Origin of the sequence: Gluconobacter sp. DsW_056 (assembly GCF_002153595.1) — a bacterium.
GTDB classification, from domain to species: domain Bacteria; phylum Pseudomonadota; class Alphaproteobacteria; order Acetobacterales; family Acetobacteraceae; genus Gluconobacter; species Gluconobacter albidus.
On the sequence record NZ_JOPF01000005.1, the window covers coordinates 102,267 to 121,930 of the forward strand.

General features: G+C 62.3%; 18 protein-coding genes. 15 read left to right on the forward strand and 3 right to left on the reverse strand.

Annotated elements, in window-relative coordinates:
* Positions 1-279: 279 nt before the first annotated feature.
* From HK22_RS04995 to HK22_RS05050, 12 genes are all read left to right on the forward strand, one after another.
* On the forward strand, positions 280-1,236 hold the full coding sequence (locus HK22_RS04995) for a 1-acyl-sn-glycerol-3-phosphate acyltransferase (RefSeq protein ID WP_077803833.1): 957 nt from the start codon (positions 280-282) through the stop codon (positions 1,234-1,236).
* Positions 1,237-1,508: 272 nt separating this feature from the next.
* A complete protein-coding gene (gene miaB, locus HK22_RS05000; protein ID WP_233142409.1) occupies positions 1,509-2,909 on the forward strand; it encodes a tRNA (N6-isopentenyl adenosine(37)-C2)-methylthiotransferase MiaB in 1,401 nt (466 codons plus the stop codon).
* Positions 2,903-4,087, forward strand: coding sequence for a PhoH family protein (locus HK22_RS05005; protein ID WP_062030261.1), 1,185 nt, complete (start codon positions 2,903-2,905; stop codon positions 4,085-4,087). Before miaB ends, HK22_RS05005 begins: the two co-directional genes overlap by 7 nt.
* Positions 4,056-4,562 carry an rRNA maturation RNase YbeY gene (gene ybeY / locus HK22_RS05010; protein WP_062110379.1) on the forward strand — a complete coding sequence of 169 codons (507 nt, stop codon included), beginning with the start codon at positions 4,056-4,058 and terminating at the stop codon, positions 4,560-4,562. The genes HK22_RS05005 and ybeY overlap by 32 nt, the downstream gene beginning before the upstream one ends.
* Entirely contained in the window at positions 4,559-5,506 is a 948-nt protein-coding gene (locus tag HK22_RS05015; RefSeq protein WP_062110380.1) for a hemolysin family protein, read from the forward strand. Before ybeY ends, HK22_RS05015 begins: the two co-directional genes overlap by 4 nt.
* 56 nt (positions 5,507-5,562) lie before the next feature.
* On the forward strand, positions 5,563-6,198 hold the full coding sequence (locus HK22_RS05020) for a thioredoxin domain-containing protein (protein ID WP_086648566.1): 636 nt from the start codon (positions 5,563-5,565) through the stop codon (positions 6,196-6,198).
* Complete coding sequence (locus HK22_RS05025) at positions 6,199-6,834, forward strand: thioredoxin domain-containing protein (protein WP_062030267.1); 636 nt, start codon at positions 6,199-6,201, stop codon at positions 6,832-6,834.
* 35 nt (positions 6,835-6,869) lie between these two features.
* Positions 6,870-11,405 (forward strand): AAA family ATPase, encoded by a 4,536-nt coding sequence (locus HK22_RS05030; RefSeq protein ID WP_086648545.1) that lies wholly within the window; start codon positions 6,870-6,872, stop codon positions 11,403-11,405.
* 112 nt (positions 11,406-11,517) lie between these two features.
* Positions 11,518-12,204 carry a metallophosphoesterase gene (locus HK22_RS05035; protein WP_062030271.1) on the forward strand — a complete coding sequence of 229 codons (687 nt, stop codon included), beginning with the start codon at positions 11,518-11,520 and terminating at the stop codon, positions 12,202-12,204.
* Positions 12,194-12,538: a chorismate mutase gene (locus HK22_RS05040; protein ID WP_062030273.1), complete on the forward strand. Its 345-nt coding sequence runs from the start codon at positions 12,194-12,196 to the stop codon at positions 12,536-12,538. Before HK22_RS05035 ends, HK22_RS05040 begins: the two co-directional genes overlap by 11 nt.
* A 27-nt stretch (positions 12,539-12,565) precedes the next feature.
* Positions 12,566-13,081, forward strand: coding sequence for a histidine phosphatase family protein (locus tag HK22_RS05045; RefSeq protein ID WP_077802532.1), 516 nt, complete (start codon positions 12,566-12,568; stop codon positions 13,079-13,081).
* A gap of 92 nt (positions 13,082-13,173) precedes the next feature.
* Positions 13,174-14,469 (forward strand): citrate synthase, encoded by a 1,296-nt coding sequence (locus tag HK22_RS05050; protein WP_062110383.1) that lies wholly within the window; start codon positions 13,174-13,176, stop codon positions 14,467-14,469.
* Between the two features lie 16 nt (positions 14,470-14,485).
* On the opposite strand, the gene HK22_RS05055 is transcribed toward HK22_RS05050, so the two are convergent.
* On the reverse strand, positions 14,486-14,722 hold the full coding sequence (locus HK22_RS05055; RefSeq protein WP_062110384.1) for a hypothetical protein: 237 nt from the start codon (positions 14,720-14,722) through the stop codon (positions 14,486-14,488).
* Positions 14,723-14,929: 207 nt separating this feature from the next.
* Here HK22_RS05055 and HK22_RS05060 point away from each other — a divergent pair, with 207 nt between their 5' ends.
* Positions 14,930-15,676, forward strand: coding sequence for an orotate phosphoribosyltransferase (locus HK22_RS05060; RefSeq protein WP_062110386.1), 747 nt, complete (start codon positions 14,930-14,932; stop codon positions 15,674-15,676).
* Complete coding sequence (gene murI, locus HK22_RS05065) at positions 15,676-16,524, forward strand: glutamate racemase (RefSeq protein ID WP_086648546.1); 849 nt, start codon at positions 15,676-15,678, stop codon at positions 16,522-16,524. Before HK22_RS05060 ends, murI begins: the two co-directional genes overlap by 1 nt.
* 37 nt (positions 16,525-16,561) lie before the next feature.
* Here the strand turns inward: murI and HK22_RS05070 are convergent, their stop codons facing one another.
* Positions 16,562-17,617, reverse strand: a complete 1,056-nt coding sequence (locus HK22_RS05070; protein ID WP_077802530.1) for a polyprenyl synthetase family protein — start codon at positions 17,615-17,617, stop codon at positions 16,562-16,564.
* A gap of 149 nt (positions 17,618-17,766) precedes the next feature.
* Between HK22_RS05070 and HK22_RS05075 the strand changes: the two genes are divergently transcribed.
* A complete protein-coding gene (locus HK22_RS05075) occupies positions 17,767-18,633 on the forward strand; it encodes a tRNA1(Val) (adenine(37)-N6)-methyltransferase (RefSeq protein WP_086648547.1) in 867 nt (288 codons plus the stop codon).
* Here the strand turns inward: HK22_RS05075 and HK22_RS05080 are convergent.
* A complete protein-coding gene (locus HK22_RS05080; RefSeq protein WP_086648548.1) occupies positions 18,630-19,649 on the reverse strand; it encodes a ribonucleotide-diphosphate reductase subunit beta in 1,020 nt (339 codons plus the stop codon). The two genes, HK22_RS05075 and HK22_RS05080, sit on opposite strands and share 4 nt — an antisense overlap.
* Positions 19,650-19,664 lie beyond the last annotated feature (15 nt).

Below are 19,664 nucleotides of genomic sequence, written 5' to 3' on the forward strand. Positions count from 1 at the left end.
CGACTGACACAGAATAAGAAACTGAGCGGCGGCCTGACTTCACCGTGCGTCCTGAAAAATCTGTCTTGAGAGCATTTCCGGCCTTGTGAAAGCCGGATACGGGCGGGCAGACCGAACGACAGGGCTGCTATGTCCGAGGAACCTTGCACGGCGCTCCCTGTCAAGCCCTCTCCCGCTGGGACACGCCGGAAAAACGCTCCGTACCGACTAACACAAATGAAGGCCGCGGAGACAAACAAGATTGTGTCGTCCCTTCGAAAACCGTATCACTCAGCACCCATGTCCAATCGTGATGCCCAGACCCCGAACGGCCGACGCGGTCACAACCGTCCCGTCGTGGATGGAAATGCCGCCTTTCCGGCTTTGCAGCCAACAACGTCCACATCGCTCTACAGCCGTCTGCGCTGTGCGCTGCGCCTGTCCCTCGTCCTGATCTGGACGTTCTGGGCGTGCAGTCTGCAGGCTCTTCTGGTGCGGTTGCCCGGACGGCTGAAAATCATGATGCCGCGCATTTACTGGAGAGGCGTGTGCCGGATTCTGGGCATCAAGACAAAAGTCATCGGCCGCAGCGCGGGTGGCGTGCGGACCGCAAGGGACGTCCGTAACGGCAAACGCCCGGTCGTGTTCGTCGCCAATCACTGTTCCTGGCTGGACATCGCCATCATTGGCAGCGAACTTCCCGTCGTGTTCGTGGCCAAGGGCGAAGTCGGCAAATGGCCACTCATCGGTACGGCGTCACGTCTGGGCCGCACCATTTTCGTCAGCCGCAACCGTCAGGATACCAGCCGCGAACTTCAGGAAATGGCCGCGCATCTGTGGGACGGCGACGATATCGTGCTCTTCCCCGAAGGCACGTCGTCGGACGGCTCACGCGTTCTGCCGTTCCTGTCCTCGTTCTTCGCGGTCGCCAAGCCCGGACGTCTGGAGAAGGTGGGCCTGCCCAAGGCCCCCCCCGTGCTGATCCAGCCCGTTTCCGTGGTTTATGACAGCCTTGAAGGGCTGCCTGTCGGCCGGGGGCGGCGGAATGTGTTCTCCTGGTACGGCGACATGGATCTTGCGCCGCATCTGTGGTCCTTCGGGCAGTGGCGCTCCATGGGGGCGTCCCTTATGTTGCACGAGCCCATCACACCGGATGGCTTCCTGTCCCGCAAAGACCTCTCGCGCGCGACCTTCGAAGCCGTCAACAGCGGTGCGGCAGACCTCCGCCGCGGTCGCCCGAAAGCTGTGAAAGCCTGAAATGCGCTCCATAGCGGGGACTGACATCAGGTTTGTCTTGACTTGAAGCCCGCTCCCACGTCACTTTCGGATCATGACACGGCGGCAACCCGGCCTTCGTGTCCGGAGGTGGTATTACCCATTCAGGACCGTCTGATCATCCGTCGGCCCCTTGCGTTCGGCATGCCGTTTCCCGGAACAGGCTTGACCCCGAGGATGCCTGCCCCGATGTGTGTGCCTGAATCTGCCATTCCCGGACCGAAACTTTGACCACCACCCCGAATTTCCCAGCCATGCCCGCTTCTTCCGACCCCATGCCCACCGTGCAGGCACCGCGCGGCCTTCATGTCATCACATGGGGCTGCCAGATGAACGTGTATGACAGCGCGCGCATGGCCGATGTCCTGCGCCCGCTGGGCTATGGACCGGTCGAGCGCCCCGAAGACGCGGACATGGTCATTCTCAACACCTGTCACATCCGCGAGCGGGCGACGGAGAAGGTTTTTTCCGAACTCGGACGCCTTCGCAAGATCCGCGACGAGCGCATCGGAAACGGTCAGGATCGCACCATCATCGCTGTTGCCGGGTGCGTGGCGCAAGCCGAGGGAGAGGTCATCCTCTCTCGCGCGCCTTACGTGGATCTGGTGCTCGGTCCGCAGACCTATCACAAGCTGCCCGAAATGGTGGCCCGCGCCGCCCGTGCTGGTGGCGCCTTGATCGAGACGGACTTTCCGGTCGAGCAGAAATTCGATTTCCTGCCCACGGATGCCGCCCCACAGACACAGGGTAACCTCACGGCGTTCCTCACCATTCAGGAAGGCTGCGACAAGTTCTGTTCGTTCTGCGTCGTGCCCTATACGCGCGGCGCGGAGACGAGCCGCCCGGTTGCTTCAGTTCTCGCCGAGGCACGCCGGATGGCTGAAAGCGGCGTCCGCGAGATCACGCTGCTCGGGCAGAACGTCAATGCCTATCACGGTGATGACGGTGAAGGCGGAAGTGCCACGCTGGCGGGGCTGGTCGAACAGCTCGCGCAGATCCCGGGTCTGGGCCGCGTCCGCTACATGACGTCCCACCCCCGCGACGTGGATCAGAGCCTGATCGACGCACACCGGGACAATCCGGCGCTCATGCCGTTCCTGCATCTGCCGGTACAGAGCGGCTCGGACCGGATCCTCAAGGCCATGAACCGTGGCCACACGGCGGACGAATACCGCGAGAGCGTTCGAAAGCTGCGTGAGGCCCGGTCGGATCTGGCCCTGTCTTCCGATTTCATCGTCGGTCATCCCGGCGAGACGGAGGAAGATTTCGAAGCGACCATGCAGCTCGTGCGCGATATCGGTTTCGCCATGGCTTACAGCTTCAAATATTCCCCCCGTCCAGGCACACCCGCCGCCGGTCAGCCGATGCAGGTGCCCGAGGACGTAAAGGATCGCCGTCTGGCCGAGTTGCAGGCGCTTCTGCGCGAACAGCAGGACGCTTTCAATGCCAACATGGTCGGGACGGTGCAGGAAATCCTGGTGACGAACCGGGGCCGCAAGCCCGGGCAGATCGCCGGGCGTTCGCCTTATCTGCAACCCGTTCACTTCGACGGCCCCGACCATCTGATCGGCTCCACCGTCAAGGTCGCCATCACCACACGCCGCACCAATTCCCTGGGCGGTACCCTGATCCGGGAGACAGCCTCCGCTTGCTGACAACGCACCCGACCCGTCCCGTCGCCACCAGCAGTGGCTCCGAAGGCAACCGCACCGTTGCCCTGCGTTTTAACGACAACATCCTGCTCCAGCGCCTGCTGGGAGACCATGACCGGCATCTTGTCCGGCTGGAGGAAGGGTTCAACGTCAAGCTGTCCTGTCGCGGCAACAAGATTGCCATCTCTGGCGAAACGGACTCGGTCGGGCGCGCACAGGCGGCCATCATCGCCCTGTACAACCAGCTCGAACAGGGCGGCACGATTGATGCCTCGCAGGTCGATGGCGTCATTCGCCTGACCGCCCTCCCCAGCCGTCCGGAGCGTCCGGTCGATACACGACAGGCCCGTCCGGCTGCTGCGCAGGAGCCTCCTCCGCGCGGCAATGGCCAGCGCCGTCCGGAAAAGGGTTATGGCAAACCGCAGACGCTGCCCGCCACTCCGTTCGGGGATCTGCCCGCCATCCGGACCAAGCGCGGCGTCATCGCGCCGCGTTCGCACGGTCAGGCTGCCTATATGGAAATGCTGGCCAATACCGACATGGTGTTTGGCATTGGCCCGGCGGGCACTGGTAAGACCTATCTCGCAGTGGCGCAGGCCGTCGGCATGCTGCTCGCCGGACAGGTGGACCGGATCGTACTGTCCCGCCCGGCCGTGGAGGCTGGAGAGCGCCTCGGCTTCCTGCCTGGCGACATGCGCGAAAAAATCGACCCTTATCTGCGCCCGCTTTACGACGCCCTGCATGACATGATGCCGGGCGATCAGGTGGTGCGCCGCATGGGGACGGGTGAGATCGAAGTGGCGCCACTCGCTTTCATGCGCGGACGCACGCTCGCTCATTCCTACGTCATTCTGGACGAAGCCCAGAATACGACCGCAGCCCAGATGAAGATGTTCCTCACCCGCATGGGCGAAGGCACACGCATGGCCATTACGGGCGATCTAAGTCAGATCGACCTGCCAAATGGTGTATCATCCGGTCTGCGCGAAGCGGTCGAGACCCTCGAAGGCATCAAGGGAATCGGCATAACGCGTTTTTCTTCCGAAGATGTGGTGCGCCATCCGCTGGTTGCCCGTATCGTCGATGCTTATGAACAGAAAGCGCCAGCCCCCCGGGACGTCTTCCGGAACAGGCTGCGCCGGGAAAACAATGGAACCTCCAAGTCGACACGCCGGCACTGACATCATCATCGAGGACGCGCGCTGGCGCGCCTCGGTGCCGGGAACGGAGCGCGCAATCCGGCGCGCTCTCGTCGCGGTCGCCCGCCAGGGTGGCCCCGATTTCACACAGTCTCCGGCCCCTTCGATCCTTCTGGCAACGGACAGGGTCGTCAAGCGCCTCAATGCGCGCTTCCGGGACAAGAACAAGCCCACGAACGTCCTGACGTTCGAGCCACTTTCGCCGGAGCATGGCGGAGATATCGTGCTGGGCTATGAGACTGTCCGCCGGGAAGCAGACGCCGCACGACGCTCACTGAAGGCGCATCTGTCGCATCTTGTTGTGCATGGCGCGCTGCATCTTGCCGGTTATGATCATCACCACCCCGGTGAAGCCCGGGAAATGGAAGGGATCGAGACCCGGACGCTGCGCTCCCTCGGCTTTGGCGATCCATGGCAGCAGGGCAACGGGCAGATGGCGGGGAGTGTCCGGATATGAGTGACGATACAAACGACCGCTCATCGGAAGAGTCGGGCAAAAGCCGCTCATCGCGCGGACTTTTCGGACTTTTCAACCGTCGCAACCGCGATCAGGGCCTGCGCGAATCCATCGCGACCCTTGTTCACGAAGCCAGCCAGCCGGCCGAGGATTCCAGCGACGAGCCGGAACTCGACCGGCAGGAACGCGCCCTCATCATGAACGTGCTGCGCCTGCGCGACATCACGGCTGATGACGTCATGATCCCACGCGCAGACATTATTGCCATGCCCGAGGCTCTCCCGTTCGGCGAAGCGCTGGACCTGATGCGTCGGGAAAACCACTCCCGCCTTCCGGTCTATCGCGACCAGCTCGACGATATCGCGGGCATGATCCATGTGAAGGATCTGATCGCCTATGTCGGCGAGCCGGAAGCCTTCGACATCCGTCCGCTTCTGCGCCAGCCCCTGATGATCGCACCAACGATCCCCGTGCTGGACCTGCTGCTCCAGATGCGTCAGCGCCAGATGCACATGGCCCTCGTCATTGACGAATATGGCAGCATCGACGGGCTCGTGACGATCGAAGATCTGATCGAAACCATCGTCGGCGATATTTCGGACGAGCATGACGATCCGGTGACGACCATGTGGGTGGAGCGTCCGGACGGTTCTTTCGATATCGACGCCCGTCTTCCGGTCCGGCAGCTTGAGGAACGGCTTGGCGCCGTCCTGACGGAGGCGGAACGGGAGGCCGAAATCGAGACGGTGGGGGGGCTGGTGTTCCGTCTGGCCGAACATGTCCCTGCCCGGGATGAGGTTCTGACCCATGAAAGCGGCCTCGAATTCCGCGTTCTGGACGCCGACGCCCGGCATATCCGCGCCCTGCGCATGAGGGTTCCGGAAGGCTGGGAAAACAAGCCTCTTCCCGCTCTCAAGACACAGGAAGACGATCGGGGCTCTTGACGGAGCCCCCCGTTCGTCGTTCGAGTATCACCATCGTTTCCAGCGGAGCCCCGTTCATGCCTGCCGCCCAGCTTCTCGGCCGCCGTACCCTTCTCGCATCCGGAATGGCTCTCGTAGCCACTGCGGCCGCGCCCTTCGCCCACGCGGACGACGTACCGGCCAACGATCCGCGCATGGGGCCGCGCTTCATCGGCTCGCCGGATGCGAAGGTCATCGTGGACGAATGGTTCTCCCTGACCTGTTCGCACTGCGCCCATTTCTCGCGGGAGATTTTTCCGCAGGTTCGCAAGAACCTCATCGACACGGGAAAGATCCGCTATCGGTTCCATGATTTCCCGATTGATCAGGTTGCATTGCTGGCCGCCATGGTGGCCCGCTCCCTGCCGGCGGACCAATACGCAGCCTTTGTGACGGATCTGCTCGACCATCAGGACGAATGGGCTTTCGCACAGAACATTGACCCGGTTGCCGAACTGAAGAAACGCGCGGCCCTGTTCGGGGTGAACGCAGCAGCGTTCGACCGGATCAACGCCGATAATGCCCTGCGTGAAGCCATTATCAACAAACAGGATCACGACGGCGCTTTCCTCCAGATCCCGGGCACGCCATATTTCCGCATCAATGATGTTCCCGCGCCCACCGTGGTCGGGAGCTATGATGATTTCGCCAAAGCAGTCGCAAAGGCCTCCTGAATGACCCGTCTTTCCCTTTCCCGCCGCTTTTTCGTCTCTGCCGCCCCGGCCCTCGCCGTTGCGGGAACCGCCGTCGGTACGGCCCGTGCCGCCGATGCAACTTCGAGCGACGCCCGACTGAGCCCGCGTATTCTTGGCAACCCGAACGCCAAGGTTCTGGTGCAGGAATGGTTCTCGCTCACCTGCACGCATTGTGCGCATTTCGCGACGGAAGAATTCCCCAAAATCAAGGAAAAGCTGATCGACACGGGAAAGATCCGCTATCAGTTCCATGATTTCTGCGGTGATCGTGTTGGCCTGACGGCGGCCATGGTGGCCCGCTCCCTGCCCGAAGAACGTTACGTTCCCTTTATCGAGGCCCTGTTCTCCAGCCAGATGCAGTGGGCTTTCGCCGCAGGCGGCGACCCGATGCAGCGCCTTCAGCAGATGTCTGCTCTCGCCGGTGTCTCCGCAGCCCAGTTCGACGCCATCAGCAAGGACAATGCCTTCGCCGAGGCGCTGTTCGATCAGGTCAAGAAGGACGCGGACACATACAACATCCAGGGTACGCCGTATTTCCGCTTCAACAATACGCATTACGACCAGGACCCTGAAACTTACGAAAAATTCGCCGATCTCGTCGCCAAGGCGTCCTGATCCGCCAACCTTAGGACCAGTATTTCCATACCCTGATGTCGAGCCGTACCACGACGATCGACCGCCTGAGCATCGGCGGTTTCAAGAGTTTCGCCGATGAGGTGCGTCTCGATATCCTCCCGGGTCTGACGGGGATCATCGGGCCAAACGGCTGCGGCAAGTCCAATGTCGTCGAAGGCCTGCGATGGGCGATGGGCGAAACCTCCGCCCGCGCCCTGCGGGGCGGAGAGCTTGATGATCTGATCTTTGCTGGTACGGGCGCACGCTCGGCCCGCAATATCGCACAGGTCACGCTGCATCTCAGCAATGCGGCAGGTCTGGCGCCCTCGCCGTTTCAGGACGCGGAAGAGCTGGAAATCAGCCGCCGCGCCGAACGCGGATCGGGCAGCGAATATCGCATCAACGGTCGCGTCATGCGCGCGCGTGACGTTCAGACCCTGTTTGCCGATCTGGCTTCCGGCGCACGAAGCTCCGCGATCATCAGCCAGAACCGCGTCGGCCAGCTCATCGCCGCCAAGCCCGAGGAACGGCGCCTGCTGCTTGAAGAAGCTGCGGGCATCACAGGTCTGCACGCCAGACGCCACGACGCCGAACTCAAGCTCCGCCAGACCGAAACCAACCTCTCCCGTGCCGAAGACCTGCGTCTTCAACTTGAGGAGCGGCTTGCGAGCCTCGAAGGCCAGACGGTTCAGGCCCGGAAATACCGTGAGCTTTCCGAAAAAATCCGCGAGACGGAAACCGCGCTTCACGCCCTGCTTCATGCCCGCGCCAATCTGGCCGTACAGCGCAGCCGGGACGATCTGGCCAAGGCGCGCGAGGATCTGAAGAAAGCCGAACTTGCCGCCGAAACCGCGGCCATCGCCGAGTTCGAAGCCCGCAAGGCCGCCCCGCAGGCGCGCGAGGAAACGGACCGTCTGCGCAGTACGCTTGAACGCCTGAAAGTCCAGTCCGAGACCCTGAGACAGGATCTCGACCGCGCCCGGCAGACTGAAGCCGAAACACGCCTGCGCCTCGAACAGGCGGAAGGAGATCTGGCCCGAAGCGATGCCAGTCTAACGGCGGACCAGACTGCGCGAGGCATCGCAGTCGGGGAATGTACGGACCTTGAATCCGAGATGGCTGCCCTGCCTCAGCTCCGCTTAGCCTGTAGCTCCGAATGCGAACGCCTTGATGCGCTCGAAAAGGAGCAGGCGCTCACGCTGGAAGACGCAACCCGTCTGCGGGATGCCGAAGCCATCCGCAGGGATGCGATGATGGAAGGGCTCGATGCCCTGACGCTGCGGCTCGATGCGGAAGCCAGCGCGCTCGATGCCATTCAGGCTGAAATTACAGCGCTGGACGCGGCCACACCTGATGATGCAACGCTGACTGCGCTGCGCCGGAATGTCGCGTCGATGCAGGAACAGTCCGAAGCCGACAGCCGCAGGGAACAGGACTGCATAACGGCCTTGCAGGACGCGCGCCTGAAAGCGGAACTGGACGGACAGGCGCTGACAGATGGTAAAAATCGCCTTCAGGCGCTGGAAGCCACGGAAGCCGATCTGGACAGACGCCTTCAGACAACACAGGCGCAGATCACGCAGGACCGCACAACACGTGAGGCTGCCCAGGCCGGGCTCCTGACCGAAGCAGCCCGAGCGGACCTTGAAAAAACCCGCGCCGTCACGGCACAGGCCCAGAGCGACGCCCACGCTCAGGAAGCACAGGCAAGGCAGGAGCAGGAACGCCTCGGCACGATCTGGCTGGAAGCCCGTGCGGCGGCCGAGGAAGGTATGCAGCGTCATAAAACGCTGCTCCGCGCCGTCGAACAGAGCCGCCACACACGCGATCAGGCGCGCCAGAAAGTGCAGCTCGCGGCAACGACGGAGGCTACGGCCCGAACCGCTCTCGTTCCTGAGCAGACGGTTCAGGGCGTCCGCGATACCGTAACGCAGGCTGAAGACCGCCTGAAAACCCTTCAACAGTCTCTTTCGGACGCGGACGCCACCCTCACGACCGCCCGTGAGCGGGAGGCGCAGACGCGGCAGGCACTTTCCGCACTGGAGACGCTGATCCTGCGCGCGCAGGGCGAATGTGAAGGGCTGGAGCAGAGCCTTAGTGCCGTGGCCGCACAGCCCGACCCACTCGAAGATGTGCTGGACATTCCCGCAGACATGGCGCGGGCCGTCGCGGCAGTTCTGGCGGAGGGGCTGGATGCCTCTCTTGCTCCGGACAATGTTCCAGCCGATCGGCGCTGGCGGCCGCTGGAGCGGCTTGCGCCCGCAGAACTGCAGAACTGCGTCCGGCTTTCGAGGCTTGTTCAAACGCCTGAAGCACTGCAACGCTGTCTGGACGCCGCATTCCTGCTGGATGACGACGCTGCGGGGCCCGAACTGCAAAAGACCCTCCATCCGGGGCAGGTTCTGGTGTGTCGCAGCGGGGCGCTCTGGCGCTGGGACGGCTTTATCCGCTCGGCCGACGCCCCGGATTCCGGTGCTGCACGGCTGGAGCAGCGTCGCCGCCTGACGGACGCCCGCACGCTGCTTCAGTCCCATCTTGCGTCACAGCCCGCACTGGAAGAAAGTTGTGCCGCAACCTTGCAGGCCCGCGAGCGGGCGGAAGTGGCTCTCACCGCCCTGCGACAGGAACGCGCGACACTCGAACCCCAACTGGCCGAAGCCCGGACCGTCTCGTCGCGGATGGAACAGAAAGCGGCCCTTGCGCTCGCCCACTGGGAACAGGCCAGCGAACGCCTGAAAGACGCGGAAGGCGCGCTGACAGCCGCACAGACCAGCGTCACGCAGACAGAAGCCGAACTGGCCGCCCATCCCGATCCCGAGAACCTTCAGGCGCAGGCCCGAAACAGCACAAAGGATGCCGAAGCCGCCCGCGAAACGCTCCGGGTGGCGGGAACGAGACTTCAGGACGCCCGGAATGCCGCCGATACCGCCGCCCGGACGCTGGATCAGGCTCTTCTGCGCCACGACACCACGCTGGCGCGTCTGCGGGATCTGGATGAAGCCATAGCGCGGCTGGAAGCGGAACAGGCCCGTCTTGCAGAACAGCGTGCCTCTCTTCAACAGCAGGAAAACCGTCCTGACATTTTCGCCCTGAGGACCGCCGCCGAAACGTCGCAGCAGGTTTTCGATCTGGCACGCTCTGCGGCGGATACAGCGACACAAGCCGCGCGAAAGAGCCGTGAAGACGCCCAGCGTCTGACCCGCGAACTCCAGACGCTGGACCAGACTGCCGCAACGACCCTCGCCCGCCGCTACGCACTGCAACCCCGTCAGACGGAGCTTCAGGCCCTCGTCACCCGTCTGCGGGACGACCATGCGAAACGGATGGCCGAACTGGCGGAGCGTCCTGAACCCGCACGGCTGGAACAGGCGGTTCAGGACGCCACGGCTCCTCTCCATGCAACGCGGCATTTTCTGGAAACTGCCCGCACCGAAAGCGCGCGCCTTTCCCTCGAAGACGTTCGCCTTACCGGCGCCCTGACTGCGATCCGTGCCAGACTTGAAGGACTGGCAAACCAGATCGCGGCCGGAGAAGCCAGCTTTGCGCATCTGCGGGACCGGCGGGACGAACTGCACAACAGCTTCCAGACCGTGAGCGCGGTTCCCGCCGAACTGGAGCGCAAACTTGCCGGTCATGACCAGATCCTGACGGACGCCCAGAGCGCTTACGATGCGGCACGGGCCGCTGATGAGGCCGCTGGAGTTGCCGGGCTTGAAGCACATGAGCAGCGCCGCACTGCCGATCTGGCGCTGGCCGCGGGGCGCGAGGCGATCGCACGCCTGACCGAGCGCGCGGAACAGGCTGTCGCCGCCCGAGAACGCCTGCTGGCCGACAGCGAACCCCCACAAGGCGGCGCACAGGGCGCAGCCTACCCCTCCGACCTGTCTGAACAGGCTGAGACCGCGACCCGCCGGCGCCTCTCCCGCCTGACGCGCGAGCGCGAAGACCTTGGTGCGGTCAATCTGCGGGCCGAAGCCGAATTCGAGGAAGCCCGCGAGACGGCGGAAACCATTGCCCGCGAACATGCGGAGTTGACGGCTGCCATCAACAGGCTGCGCGGCGGGATCGGCACGATCAACCGCGAGGGACGCGAGCGCCTTCTGGCGGTCTTTTCGGAAGTGGACCGGCATTTCCAGTCTTTGTTCGCCCGGATGTTCGGCGGCGGACGCGCCCATCTGGGTATGGTCGGAAGCGATGACCCGCTGGAAGCCGGGCTGGAAATTTTCGCGCAGCCTCCGGGCAAGAAGCTCTCCACGCTGTCCCTGCTGTCGGGTGGCGAACAGGCCCTGACCGCACTTTCGCTGATCTTTGCGACCTTCCGATGCAATCCGGCCCCGATCTGCGTGCTCGATGAAGTGGATGCGCCGCTTGATGATGCCAATGTGGAGCGGTTCTGCTCTTTGCTGTCCGACATGACCAGGGAAGCCGGAACGCGGTTTCTGGTGGTGACGCATCATCAGCTGACAATGGCGCATATGGATCGTCTTTATGGTGTCACGATGCAGGAGCGTGGTGTAAGCCGGGTGCTGTCAGTCGATCTGGGGCGCGCAGCCGCGTTGATGGACGGCTGAGGTCAATTTTCTCAAACAGATAAATTGACCTTGGACCGTTCTGGCCCTTTGATAGAAGGAAAATCAGAAAGCACGCGCCATCTTCGTTGATCCTCCCCTTCCCGACCCCGTCATGACGCGAATCCGTGAACACGGCATCCGCGTGGTAGGGGACGTGCATGGTGATCTGAACGCTTTCCGGCATGCAACGGCGACGGAACGCTTCGTCATCCAGCTCGGAGACCTCGTCGATCACGGACCTGACAGTGCGGGCGTAATGGAGCTGATGCTTGATCTTCTGGAACAGCAGCGCGGGCTTTTCATTCTCGGCAATCATGACCGCAAACTCGGTCGTGCCCTTGAAGGCCGCCGTCTGAGACGCGATCCTCCGCTTGAGGAAACCCTGCGTCAGATTTCGCTGCCTGAGTACGAAGGTCTCCCCGAACGCATTTACAGGGCGATCGACCAAGCGCCGACATGGCTGCGGATCGGACGCTCCCTGTTTGTGCATGGCGGTTTTCACACTGCCATGCTGTCCCACTCTTCCGTGCCGGGTCTGGGCGAGATGTCCGCGCCTTTGTCCCGCGCCCTTTTTGGAGAAACCACCGGCCGCATGCAGCCGGATGGCTATCCCGAACGCCGCCTGACCTGGATCAACCGCATCCCCGAAGGGATGACGGTCTATGTCGGCCATGACCGCCGCTCGACCGACGGACGCCCCTGGCGCCGGACGGGACGTCTGGGGGGCACGGCTGTCTTTACCGATCTTGGTGCCGGAAAAGGCGGCCATCTTGCATGGATTGATCTGAATGAGCCCTGAGCCTGTGTCTTCCACATCCCGCACTCCCGATCCCGCTCTGGCTGAACTCGAACGCCTGCGCGGCAGCATCGACAATATCGACGCTGCCCTGATCCATATGCTTGCGGAACGGTTCCGCTGCACGCAGGAAGTCGGACAGCTCAAGGCCCGTGCCCATCTTCCGCCTGCGGACCCGTCCCGCGAAACACGGCAGATCGAACGCCTGCGCCAGCTTGCCCGCGATGCCCATCTCGATCCTGACTTTGCCGAAAAATTTCTGGCCTTTGTCATTCACGAAGTCATCCGCCATCACGAAGCCATCGCCGCCAGCGCGCGCAGGGCTTCGGAAGGCTGATGGCCCAAAGCGGGTGATCCAGAACTGATGCCCCTGCGCCGCCTTCTGCTTCTGCGCCATGCGGAAGCTGTCCCGCATGTCCTGACGGAAGGTGGCGACCGTAGCCGAGCCCTGACGTCCAGAGGACGAGAACAGGCCGCAAGCATCGGCATACAGCTTGCGTCGCGCGATCTGTCCGATCCGATACAGATCCTTTGCAGCCCCGCCACCCGCACCCGACAGACGGCTCAGGGTGTGCTGGATGCACTGGATCAGATGCCTGCATTCACGATCGAAGACAGTCTCTATGCGGCAACCCCGGACACGCTTTACGGCCTCGTACATGCCACATCAGAAGCGGTACGAACGCTTCTGATCGTCGGGCATAACCCGACCATTGGCGAGTTCGCCTGCGACCTTCTCGGCCCGGCCCTTCAGAGCACGCACTTCTCGGCTATTTATCGGGGGTATCCGCTCGCGGGCCTGACGATTCTCGATATTCCGGGAGAGTGGCTGGACGTCCGTCCGTCGACCATTCAACCGGCCACACTCCTTCTTCCCTGAAAGATCCGTCCAGAGGGGCTCTCTGGACATAAAAAACCTTTCGGAGATAAAACAGAACAACATCCTTACATTTCAGGCGGGTTATCTTCTGCATGTCCGAAAATCGTTCCGCGACCCTTTGCCTCGATGGCCTCAGCCGCCAGTTTCCGCTGCTGGAAGCGACGATCGGTCCGGACGTCATGGACATGCGCGCCCTGTCCCAGAAAACGGGCGTGTTTTCCTTCGATCCCGGACTGGGCAGCACCGCCACCTGCACCAGCGCCATCAGCTATATTGACGGCGACAAAGGCGTCCTCCTCCATCGCGGCTATCCGATCGAAGATCTGGCCCTCAACGCGAGCTTCACGGAAACCGCCTATCTGCTGCTTTATGGCGAACTGCCAACGGCCACGCAGTATCAGACCTTCAGCAAAGACATGAACACCCACCGGCTGCTCAACGAGCAGATCCGGAACTTCTTCAACGGCTTCCGCCGCGACGCGCATCCCATGGCGATCCTGTGCGGGACCGTCGGCGCTCTATCCGCATTCCATCATGACGGACTGGACATCTCCCAGCCCGAGGCGCGGGATCTTTCCGCCCGGCGTCTGATCGCCAAGGTTCCGACCATCGCAGCCTGGGCCTATAAATACTCCATCGGCGAGCCGTTCATCTATCCCGATGAGGAGATGTCCTTCTCTGAGAACTTCCTGCACATGCTGTTTGCCCGGCCCGGTAACCATTACCGCGTCAATCCGGTTCTGGCGCGCGCGATGGATCGCATCCTGCTGCTGCATGCCGACCATGAGCAGAACGCTTCCACGACGACGGTGCGGCTTGTCGGCTCGACCGGCGCGAACCCTTACGCCTGCATTGCGGCAGGCATAGCCGCCCTCTGGGGGCCTGCACATGGCGGCGCGAACGAGGCGGCTCTGGGGATGCTGGAATCCATCGGAAGCCGCGACGGCATTCCGGCATTCCTCAATGAAGTCAAGAACCGCAATTCCGGCGTGCGCCTGATGGGCTTCGGCCATCGCGTCTACAAGAATTTCGACCCGCGGGCGAAAATCCTTCAGGCGACCTGCCATGAAGTCATTGAAGAGCTGGGCCTCAAGCGCGACCCGCTTCTGGATCTGGCGATGGAGCTGGAGCGTGTGGCGACCGAGGACGACTATTTCGTCAGCCGTCGCCTTTATCCGAATGTGGATTTTTATTCCGGGCTGATCCTCAAGGCTCTGGGCATTCCCAAAAGCATGTTCACCGTCCTGTTCGCTGTCGCGCGGACGGTGGGCTGGGTCAGTCAGTGGAAGGAAATGATCGAGGAACCGTCCGTTCGCATCAGCCGCCCCCGACAACTTTATATCGGTGCGGCGGAGCGGAGTTTCATCCCAATGAGCGAGAGGAGCTGAGGCTCCTCTCCAAAATTCAGCAGTCGCAGCCCGGGGTCTGACCTCTGGCCTGACGGACGACGTGGTGGTCGATCCATTCCGCCACGAGGCGGCGGGCTTCCTTGACGGAAGATTCGGGGTGATGGATGCGGTACAGCGTCGTGCAGGCGGCGAAGGCCTGCATGTCCGGCTGACCGACGTCCCGCAGTTCCTGATAGGCCGTCACAACAGCGCGTTCGCATTTCCGGCCGATCCGGCTGGTCTCTATGCTCACTTCTGATCCTGCCGTAAATGAGAATGAATATCGATACCTCTCCCTAGAACTCCCCGGCCTCCCATGCAAGCAGGAAGATCGGAACAGCCTGTGACACTGACAGGCAGCGGATAAAATTCACACAGTCCAAAAGCGGGCGATATTGCCCCTACCCTTCCCGGCGACAGGCCGGTAAACCACGAGAAAACGACGTCAGCGGAGACAAGCATGACCCAGTTCGCCGAAAGCCCGATGGCGGGCCGCACCCAGTGGGACCGCGACGCGGCCCTCACCACGGCCCGTATCCTGCTTGAGATCAAGGCCATCAACTTCCGCCCGGAAGAGCCCTACACCCTGACGTCAGGCTGGAAGTCTCCGGTCTATATTGACTGCCGCAAGATCATTTTCTTCCCGCGCGCGCGCACCAAGATCATGGAACTGGCCGTCGAGAAAATTGGCCGTCACATCGGCTATGAAAGCATTGATGCGGTCGTCGGTGGCGAAACCGCTGGTATTCCGTTCGCGGCCTGGATCGCGGACCGGATGATGACGCCGATGGCCTATGTCCGCAAGAAGCCCAAGGGTTTCGGCCGTAACGCGCAGATCGAAGGCGATGTGCCCGAAGGCATGCGCACCCTGCTGGTCGAGGACCTGACGACGGATGGCGCATCCAAGATCCGATTCGCCAATGCCCTGCGCGATGCGGGCGCGATTGTGAACCATACCTTCGTCGTCTTCTTCTACGGCGTCTTCCCTGGCGCTCACAAAACGCTGGCGGACATGGACATCTCGCTCCATTCGCTGTGCACCTGGTGGGACGTTCTAGAAGCCTGTGCCGGAGCAAATTATTTCTCTGAAAAAGACAGCGCCGAGGTCCGCCGCTTCCTCGAAGACCCGTGCGGCTGGTCCAAGAAGCATGGTGGCGTGAGCAGCGCGGAAGAAGCGCTGGCTCTCAAGGCCAAAGCCGAAGCCTGATGGAGACTGGCGCATCCGTGCCAGCAGGCCGGAGTCTGGTTTTTGACTCCGGCATCGGGGGGATGGGCGTCGTGCAGGCCCTGCGCGACTTCTTTCCCGCCCTTCATATCGACTACCTCGCCGATACGGCGCTCTTCCCCTATGGCGAACAGCCGGATGACCTGCTGACATCGCGCATCGTCAGCCTGCTGGTCGCGGCCTGCGACAGGCTCCAGCCCGATGTGCTGGTCATTGCCTGCAATACCGCCAGCACGATCGCCCTTCCCGCCCTGCGTGAACGACTCAGCATCCCGGTGGTCGGCTGCGTCCCTCCCATCCGATGGGCCGGGCGTGTTTCAGAAACACGCGTGATCGGCCTGCTTTCGACCTCCGCCACTGCACGACGCCCCTACACACTCCGGCTGCATCAGGAGTTCGCTGCGGATTGCCGTCTGATTACTCATGGCGCGCGCAGACTGGCCGATCTGGCGGAACGTGCTTTTCTGGGTGAGATTATCGCGGATGCGGACGTGCAGCACGAACTGGACTGCCTGTTTGGGCAGTCTTATGGCGGCGAGATTGATACGGTCGGGCTGGGCTGTACCCACTACACCTTCCTGATGGACGCCTTTAAACGCCTGTCTCCATCCGATGTACGCTGGCTGGACCCCGCTTCCGCCGTCGCCCGGCAGGTCGGAACCGTCCTTCAGACGACGCCTCACGAAGCAGTAGCAGCGCAGAAAGGACGTTTCCTCATGACCCGACTGCCGCACACTGCGCCCGGGCTTCAGGCCGCCACCGCAAGGCTCGGTTTCAGGGGGTGGGAGCTGCTCACCGCCCCCGCTCCGCTCATGACAGCGGAAAGCTAAAAACCCCTACCCGATCACGGGTAGGGGTTGAGGCGCCTCAGCGGGCGCGATCGACGGTGTACTGGACCGTCTCCGTCATCAGGCGACGCAGTTCGCTCTCCGGGAAAATGGATAGCGCTTCGACGGCCTCGGCGGCATAGACCTGCGCGCGGGCGATGGTCGTGGCGATCGCGCCAGTCTTCTCGATCAGGGCCAGTGCGTGCGGCAGGTCGGCTTCCGTCTGCTCACCCTTTTCAATAACACGCTCCCAGAACGCCCGATCTTCGGGAGAGCCGGCTTCATAGGCCGCCAGAACCGGCAGCGTGATCTTGCCCTCGCGCATGTCATCGCCAACGGTCTTGCCCAGAACCTGCTGGTCAGCGGCATAGTCGAGCGCATCGTCCACCAACTGGAACGCCATGCCCAGATTGGTGCCGAAACGGTCCAGTGCGACTTCTTCCGCTTCAGGACGATCGGCAACGACTGCTCCGACGCGACAGGCCGCTGCGAACAGGGCCGCCGTCTTGCCGTGAATGACTTCCAGATAACGCTCAACCGGCGTGGAGAGGTCGTTCTGCGTCACCATCTGAAGGACTTCGCCCTCGGCAATCGTTGCCGAAGCATCGGACAGGATCGCCATAACCTTGAGCGAACCGTCCGCCGTCATCAGCTGGAAGGAGCGTGCGAACAGGAAGTCGCCCACCAGAACGGACGCCTTGTTCCCAAAGACCGCATTGGCCGACGCCAGCCCGCGTCGCAGGTTGCTCTCATCGACCACATCATCGTGAAGCAGCGTTGCTGTGTGGATGAACTCCACACAGGCCGCCAGACCGACGTGCCGCTGGTTTTCCGGAGTCGACTGGTAGCCGCACAGACGGGAGGCGGCGAGTGTCAGCAGGGGCCGCAACCGCTTGCCGCCCGCAGCGACAAGATGGGCGCCAAGCTGCGGAATGAGCGGGACCGGGCTTTCCATCCGCGCGATGATGGCGCGGTTGCAGGCCTGCATGTCCTGTTCCAGATAGGCGGACAGAGCGGAAAGGGCGCTCTCGCTCCCTGCATCCCTGAGCACAGCTTTATCAACGGTCGCAGAAACGTCCGGTGCGGCAGAATCCAAGGGTCATTACTCCAGTTCCCGCAACGGCTCCGGGGACTGGCCCAGGAGCGCACGGGCACGATATGATGTGGCGTAGCCCGTTCTTTCTCTCCTGTCGCGACAAGAACGAACGGACCATGTAACGCCGGACGACAGGTTGGAAAGACCATATGAGCGGCAGCAGGAAGACGGTCAACCCATTGCCCCCTCCGAACCCCATCTCCGCGAGCGCATTTTCCGTACAGGCGCCTGTACGGGAAGAAGGATCCCTGCTGGGAGGACGCGTGCGCTATGAACAGTTCATCGAGGGTTACAGGACGGGGCTTGAGCCCGTTCTGATGGCAGCCTCCATTCCAGCAAAACGTGGTGAGACGGTTCTGGAAGCCGGATGCGGGGCTGGTGCGGCCCTGCTGTGCCTGGCTGCCCGTCTTGCAGAGATAAGCGGAGTCGGGCTGGAAGCCGATCCCGAGACCCTGAAACTGGCGGAACGTAATATCCGGGCCAATGCCGATCCCGATAGCGCAACGCGGCTTCAGGTCCTTCAGGCCCACCTGCCTGATATTCCCAGAAGCCTGCGCGCCCTCACCCCGACCCCCAACGGCCGCTTCCATCACGTAATGGCCAATCCCCCCTGGCACAGCCCTCACGGCACACCTTCGCCCGACAGCCGACGCCGTCTGGCCCTGAGTGCCGAGACGACTGCACCTGAAGACTGGGTCCGCGCCCTGACGAAATGGGTGCTTCCAGGCGGCACGCTGACATTCGTCCTGTCCACGGCCATAGCGGACCGAGCGTGTCAGACATTACTGGAAAATGGATGTGGCTCGATCCAGCTTTATCCCTTCTGGCCGCGAGCGGGCCGTGAAGCGAAACTGGTTCTGGTCCGCGCGGTCCATGGGGGCCGCGGGATCTTCCGGCTGCGGGCCGGACTTGTCCTGCATGAAGCAGACGGCCGCTTTACGGCCGCCGCAGAACGCGTGTTGAGAGATGGAGAAGCCCTGCCCGAAGGTCAGGACCTCTCCAGACCCTGTTTTTAGCTGAAGACGTTGCCTTCAAACGCTTCTTCCCAAGTGCCGGACGTGGAGGCACGGGAATATTCGGTCGAACGGTTTTCGAAGAAGTTGGCGTGTTCGACGGCGTTGAGCATGTCATCAATCCACGGCAGCGGATTGCTTTCCTGCCCATAGATCGGGTCCAGACCAAGCTGTGTCAGGCGGCGATCGGCGATGAAGCGGATATACGCCTTCACGTCGTCGGACGACATACCCTCAACCGGCCCCATCTCGAACGCCAGATCAATGAACGCATCTTCGTGCTCGACCGTCGTGCGGCAGACCTGTGTGAGTTCCTCGCGGAAGTCGGCTGTCCACAGTTCCGGGTTTTCGCGGATGAACGTCCGGAACAGGCGGATCATGGACAGGCAGTGCAGCGTCTCGTCACGCACCGACCAAGACACGATCTGCCCCATGCCCTTAAGCTTGTTGAATCGCGGGAAGTTCAGCAGGATCGCGAAGGACGCGAAAAGCTGAAGTCCTTCCATGAACGCCCCGAAAGCCGCCATCGTCTTGGCGATTTCACGCTTGTTGTCGATGTTGAACGACTGCATGAAATCGTATTTGTCCTTCATCTCCTTGTACTTCAGGAAAGCCGAATACTCAGTCTCGGGCATTCCGATGGTATCAAGAAGATGGGAATACGCAGCGATGTGGATCGTCTCGATGTTCGAAAACGACGACAGCATCATCAGCACTTCGGTCGGTTTGAAAACCTGACTGTAGTACTTCATGTACGCGGAATTCACTTCCACGTCGGCCTGCGTGAAGAAGCGGAAAATCTGCGTCACCAGATGCTGTTCTGCTACCGTCAGCGTCCGGTGCCAGTCCTTCACGTCATCGGCCAGCGGCACTTCCTCGGGCAGCCAGTGGACGCGCTGCTGGGTCAGCCAGGCGTCATAGGCCCAAGGGTAGCGGAAGGGCTTGTAGACCGGGTTGGCGGTCATCAGGTCGAAATGCTGCTCGGCCTGATGACCGGTCGTCGGGGTCGTGTCGCTCATGATCTCGTCCTTTCG

Excerpts from the sequence above, each read along its gene's own strand:
- HK22_RS05020 (WP_086648566.1), top strand. The coding sequence starts at position 5,563 with ATGCCTGCCGCCCAGCTTCTCGGCCGCCGTACCCTTCTCGCATCCGGA.
- HK22_RS05025 (WP_062030267.1), top strand. The coding sequence starts at position 6,199 with ATGACCCGTCTTTCCCTTTCCCGCCGCTTTTTCGTCTCTGCCGCCCCG.
- HK22_RS05040 (WP_062030273.1), top strand. The coding sequence starts at position 12,194 with ATGAGCCCTGAGCCTGTGTCTTCCACATCCCGCACTCCCGATCCCGCT.
- miaB (WP_233142409.1), top strand. The coding sequence starts at position 1,509 with ATGCCCGCTTCTTCCGACCCCATGCCCACCGTGCAGGCACCGCGCGGC.
- HK22_RS04995 (WP_077803833.1), top strand. The coding sequence starts at position 280 with ATGTCCAATCGTGATGCCCAGACCCCGAACGGCCGACGCGGTCACAAC.
- ybeY (WP_062110379.1), top strand. The coding sequence starts at position 4,056 with ATGGAACCTCCAAGTCGACACGCCGGCACTGACATCATCATCGAGGAC.
- HK22_RS05050 (WP_062110383.1), top strand. The coding sequence starts at position 13,174 with ATGTCCGAAAATCGTTCCGCGACCCTTTGCCTCGATGGCCTCAGCCGC.
- HK22_RS05080 (WP_086648548.1), bottom strand. The coding sequence starts at position 19,649 with ATGAGCGACACGACCCCGACGACCGGTCATCAGGCCGAGCAGCATTTC.
- HK22_RS05030 (WP_086648545.1), top strand. The coding sequence starts at position 6,870 with ATGTCGAGCCGTACCACGACGATCGACCGCCTGAGCATCGGCGGTTTC.
- HK22_RS05045 (WP_077802532.1), top strand. The coding sequence starts at position 12,566 with ATGCCCCTGCGCCGCCTTCTGCTTCTGCGCCATGCGGAAGCTGTCCCG.
- HK22_RS05075 (WP_086648547.1), top strand. The coding sequence starts at position 17,767 with ATGAGCGGCAGCAGGAAGACGGTCAACCCATTGCCCCCTCCGAACCCC.
- HK22_RS05060 (WP_062110386.1), top strand. The coding sequence starts at position 14,930 with ATGACCCAGTTCGCCGAAAGCCCGATGGCGGGCCGCACCCAGTGGGAC.
- HK22_RS05035 (WP_062030271.1), top strand. The coding sequence starts at position 11,518 with ATGACGCGAATCCGTGAACACGGCATCCGCGTGGTAGGGGACGTGCAT.
- murI (WP_086648546.1), top strand. The coding sequence starts at position 15,676 with ATGGAGACTGGCGCATCCGTGCCAGCAGGCCGGAGTCTGGTTTTTGAC.
- HK22_RS05015 (WP_062110380.1), top strand. The coding sequence starts at position 4,559 with ATGAGTGACGATACAAACGACCGCTCATCGGAAGAGTCGGGCAAAAGC.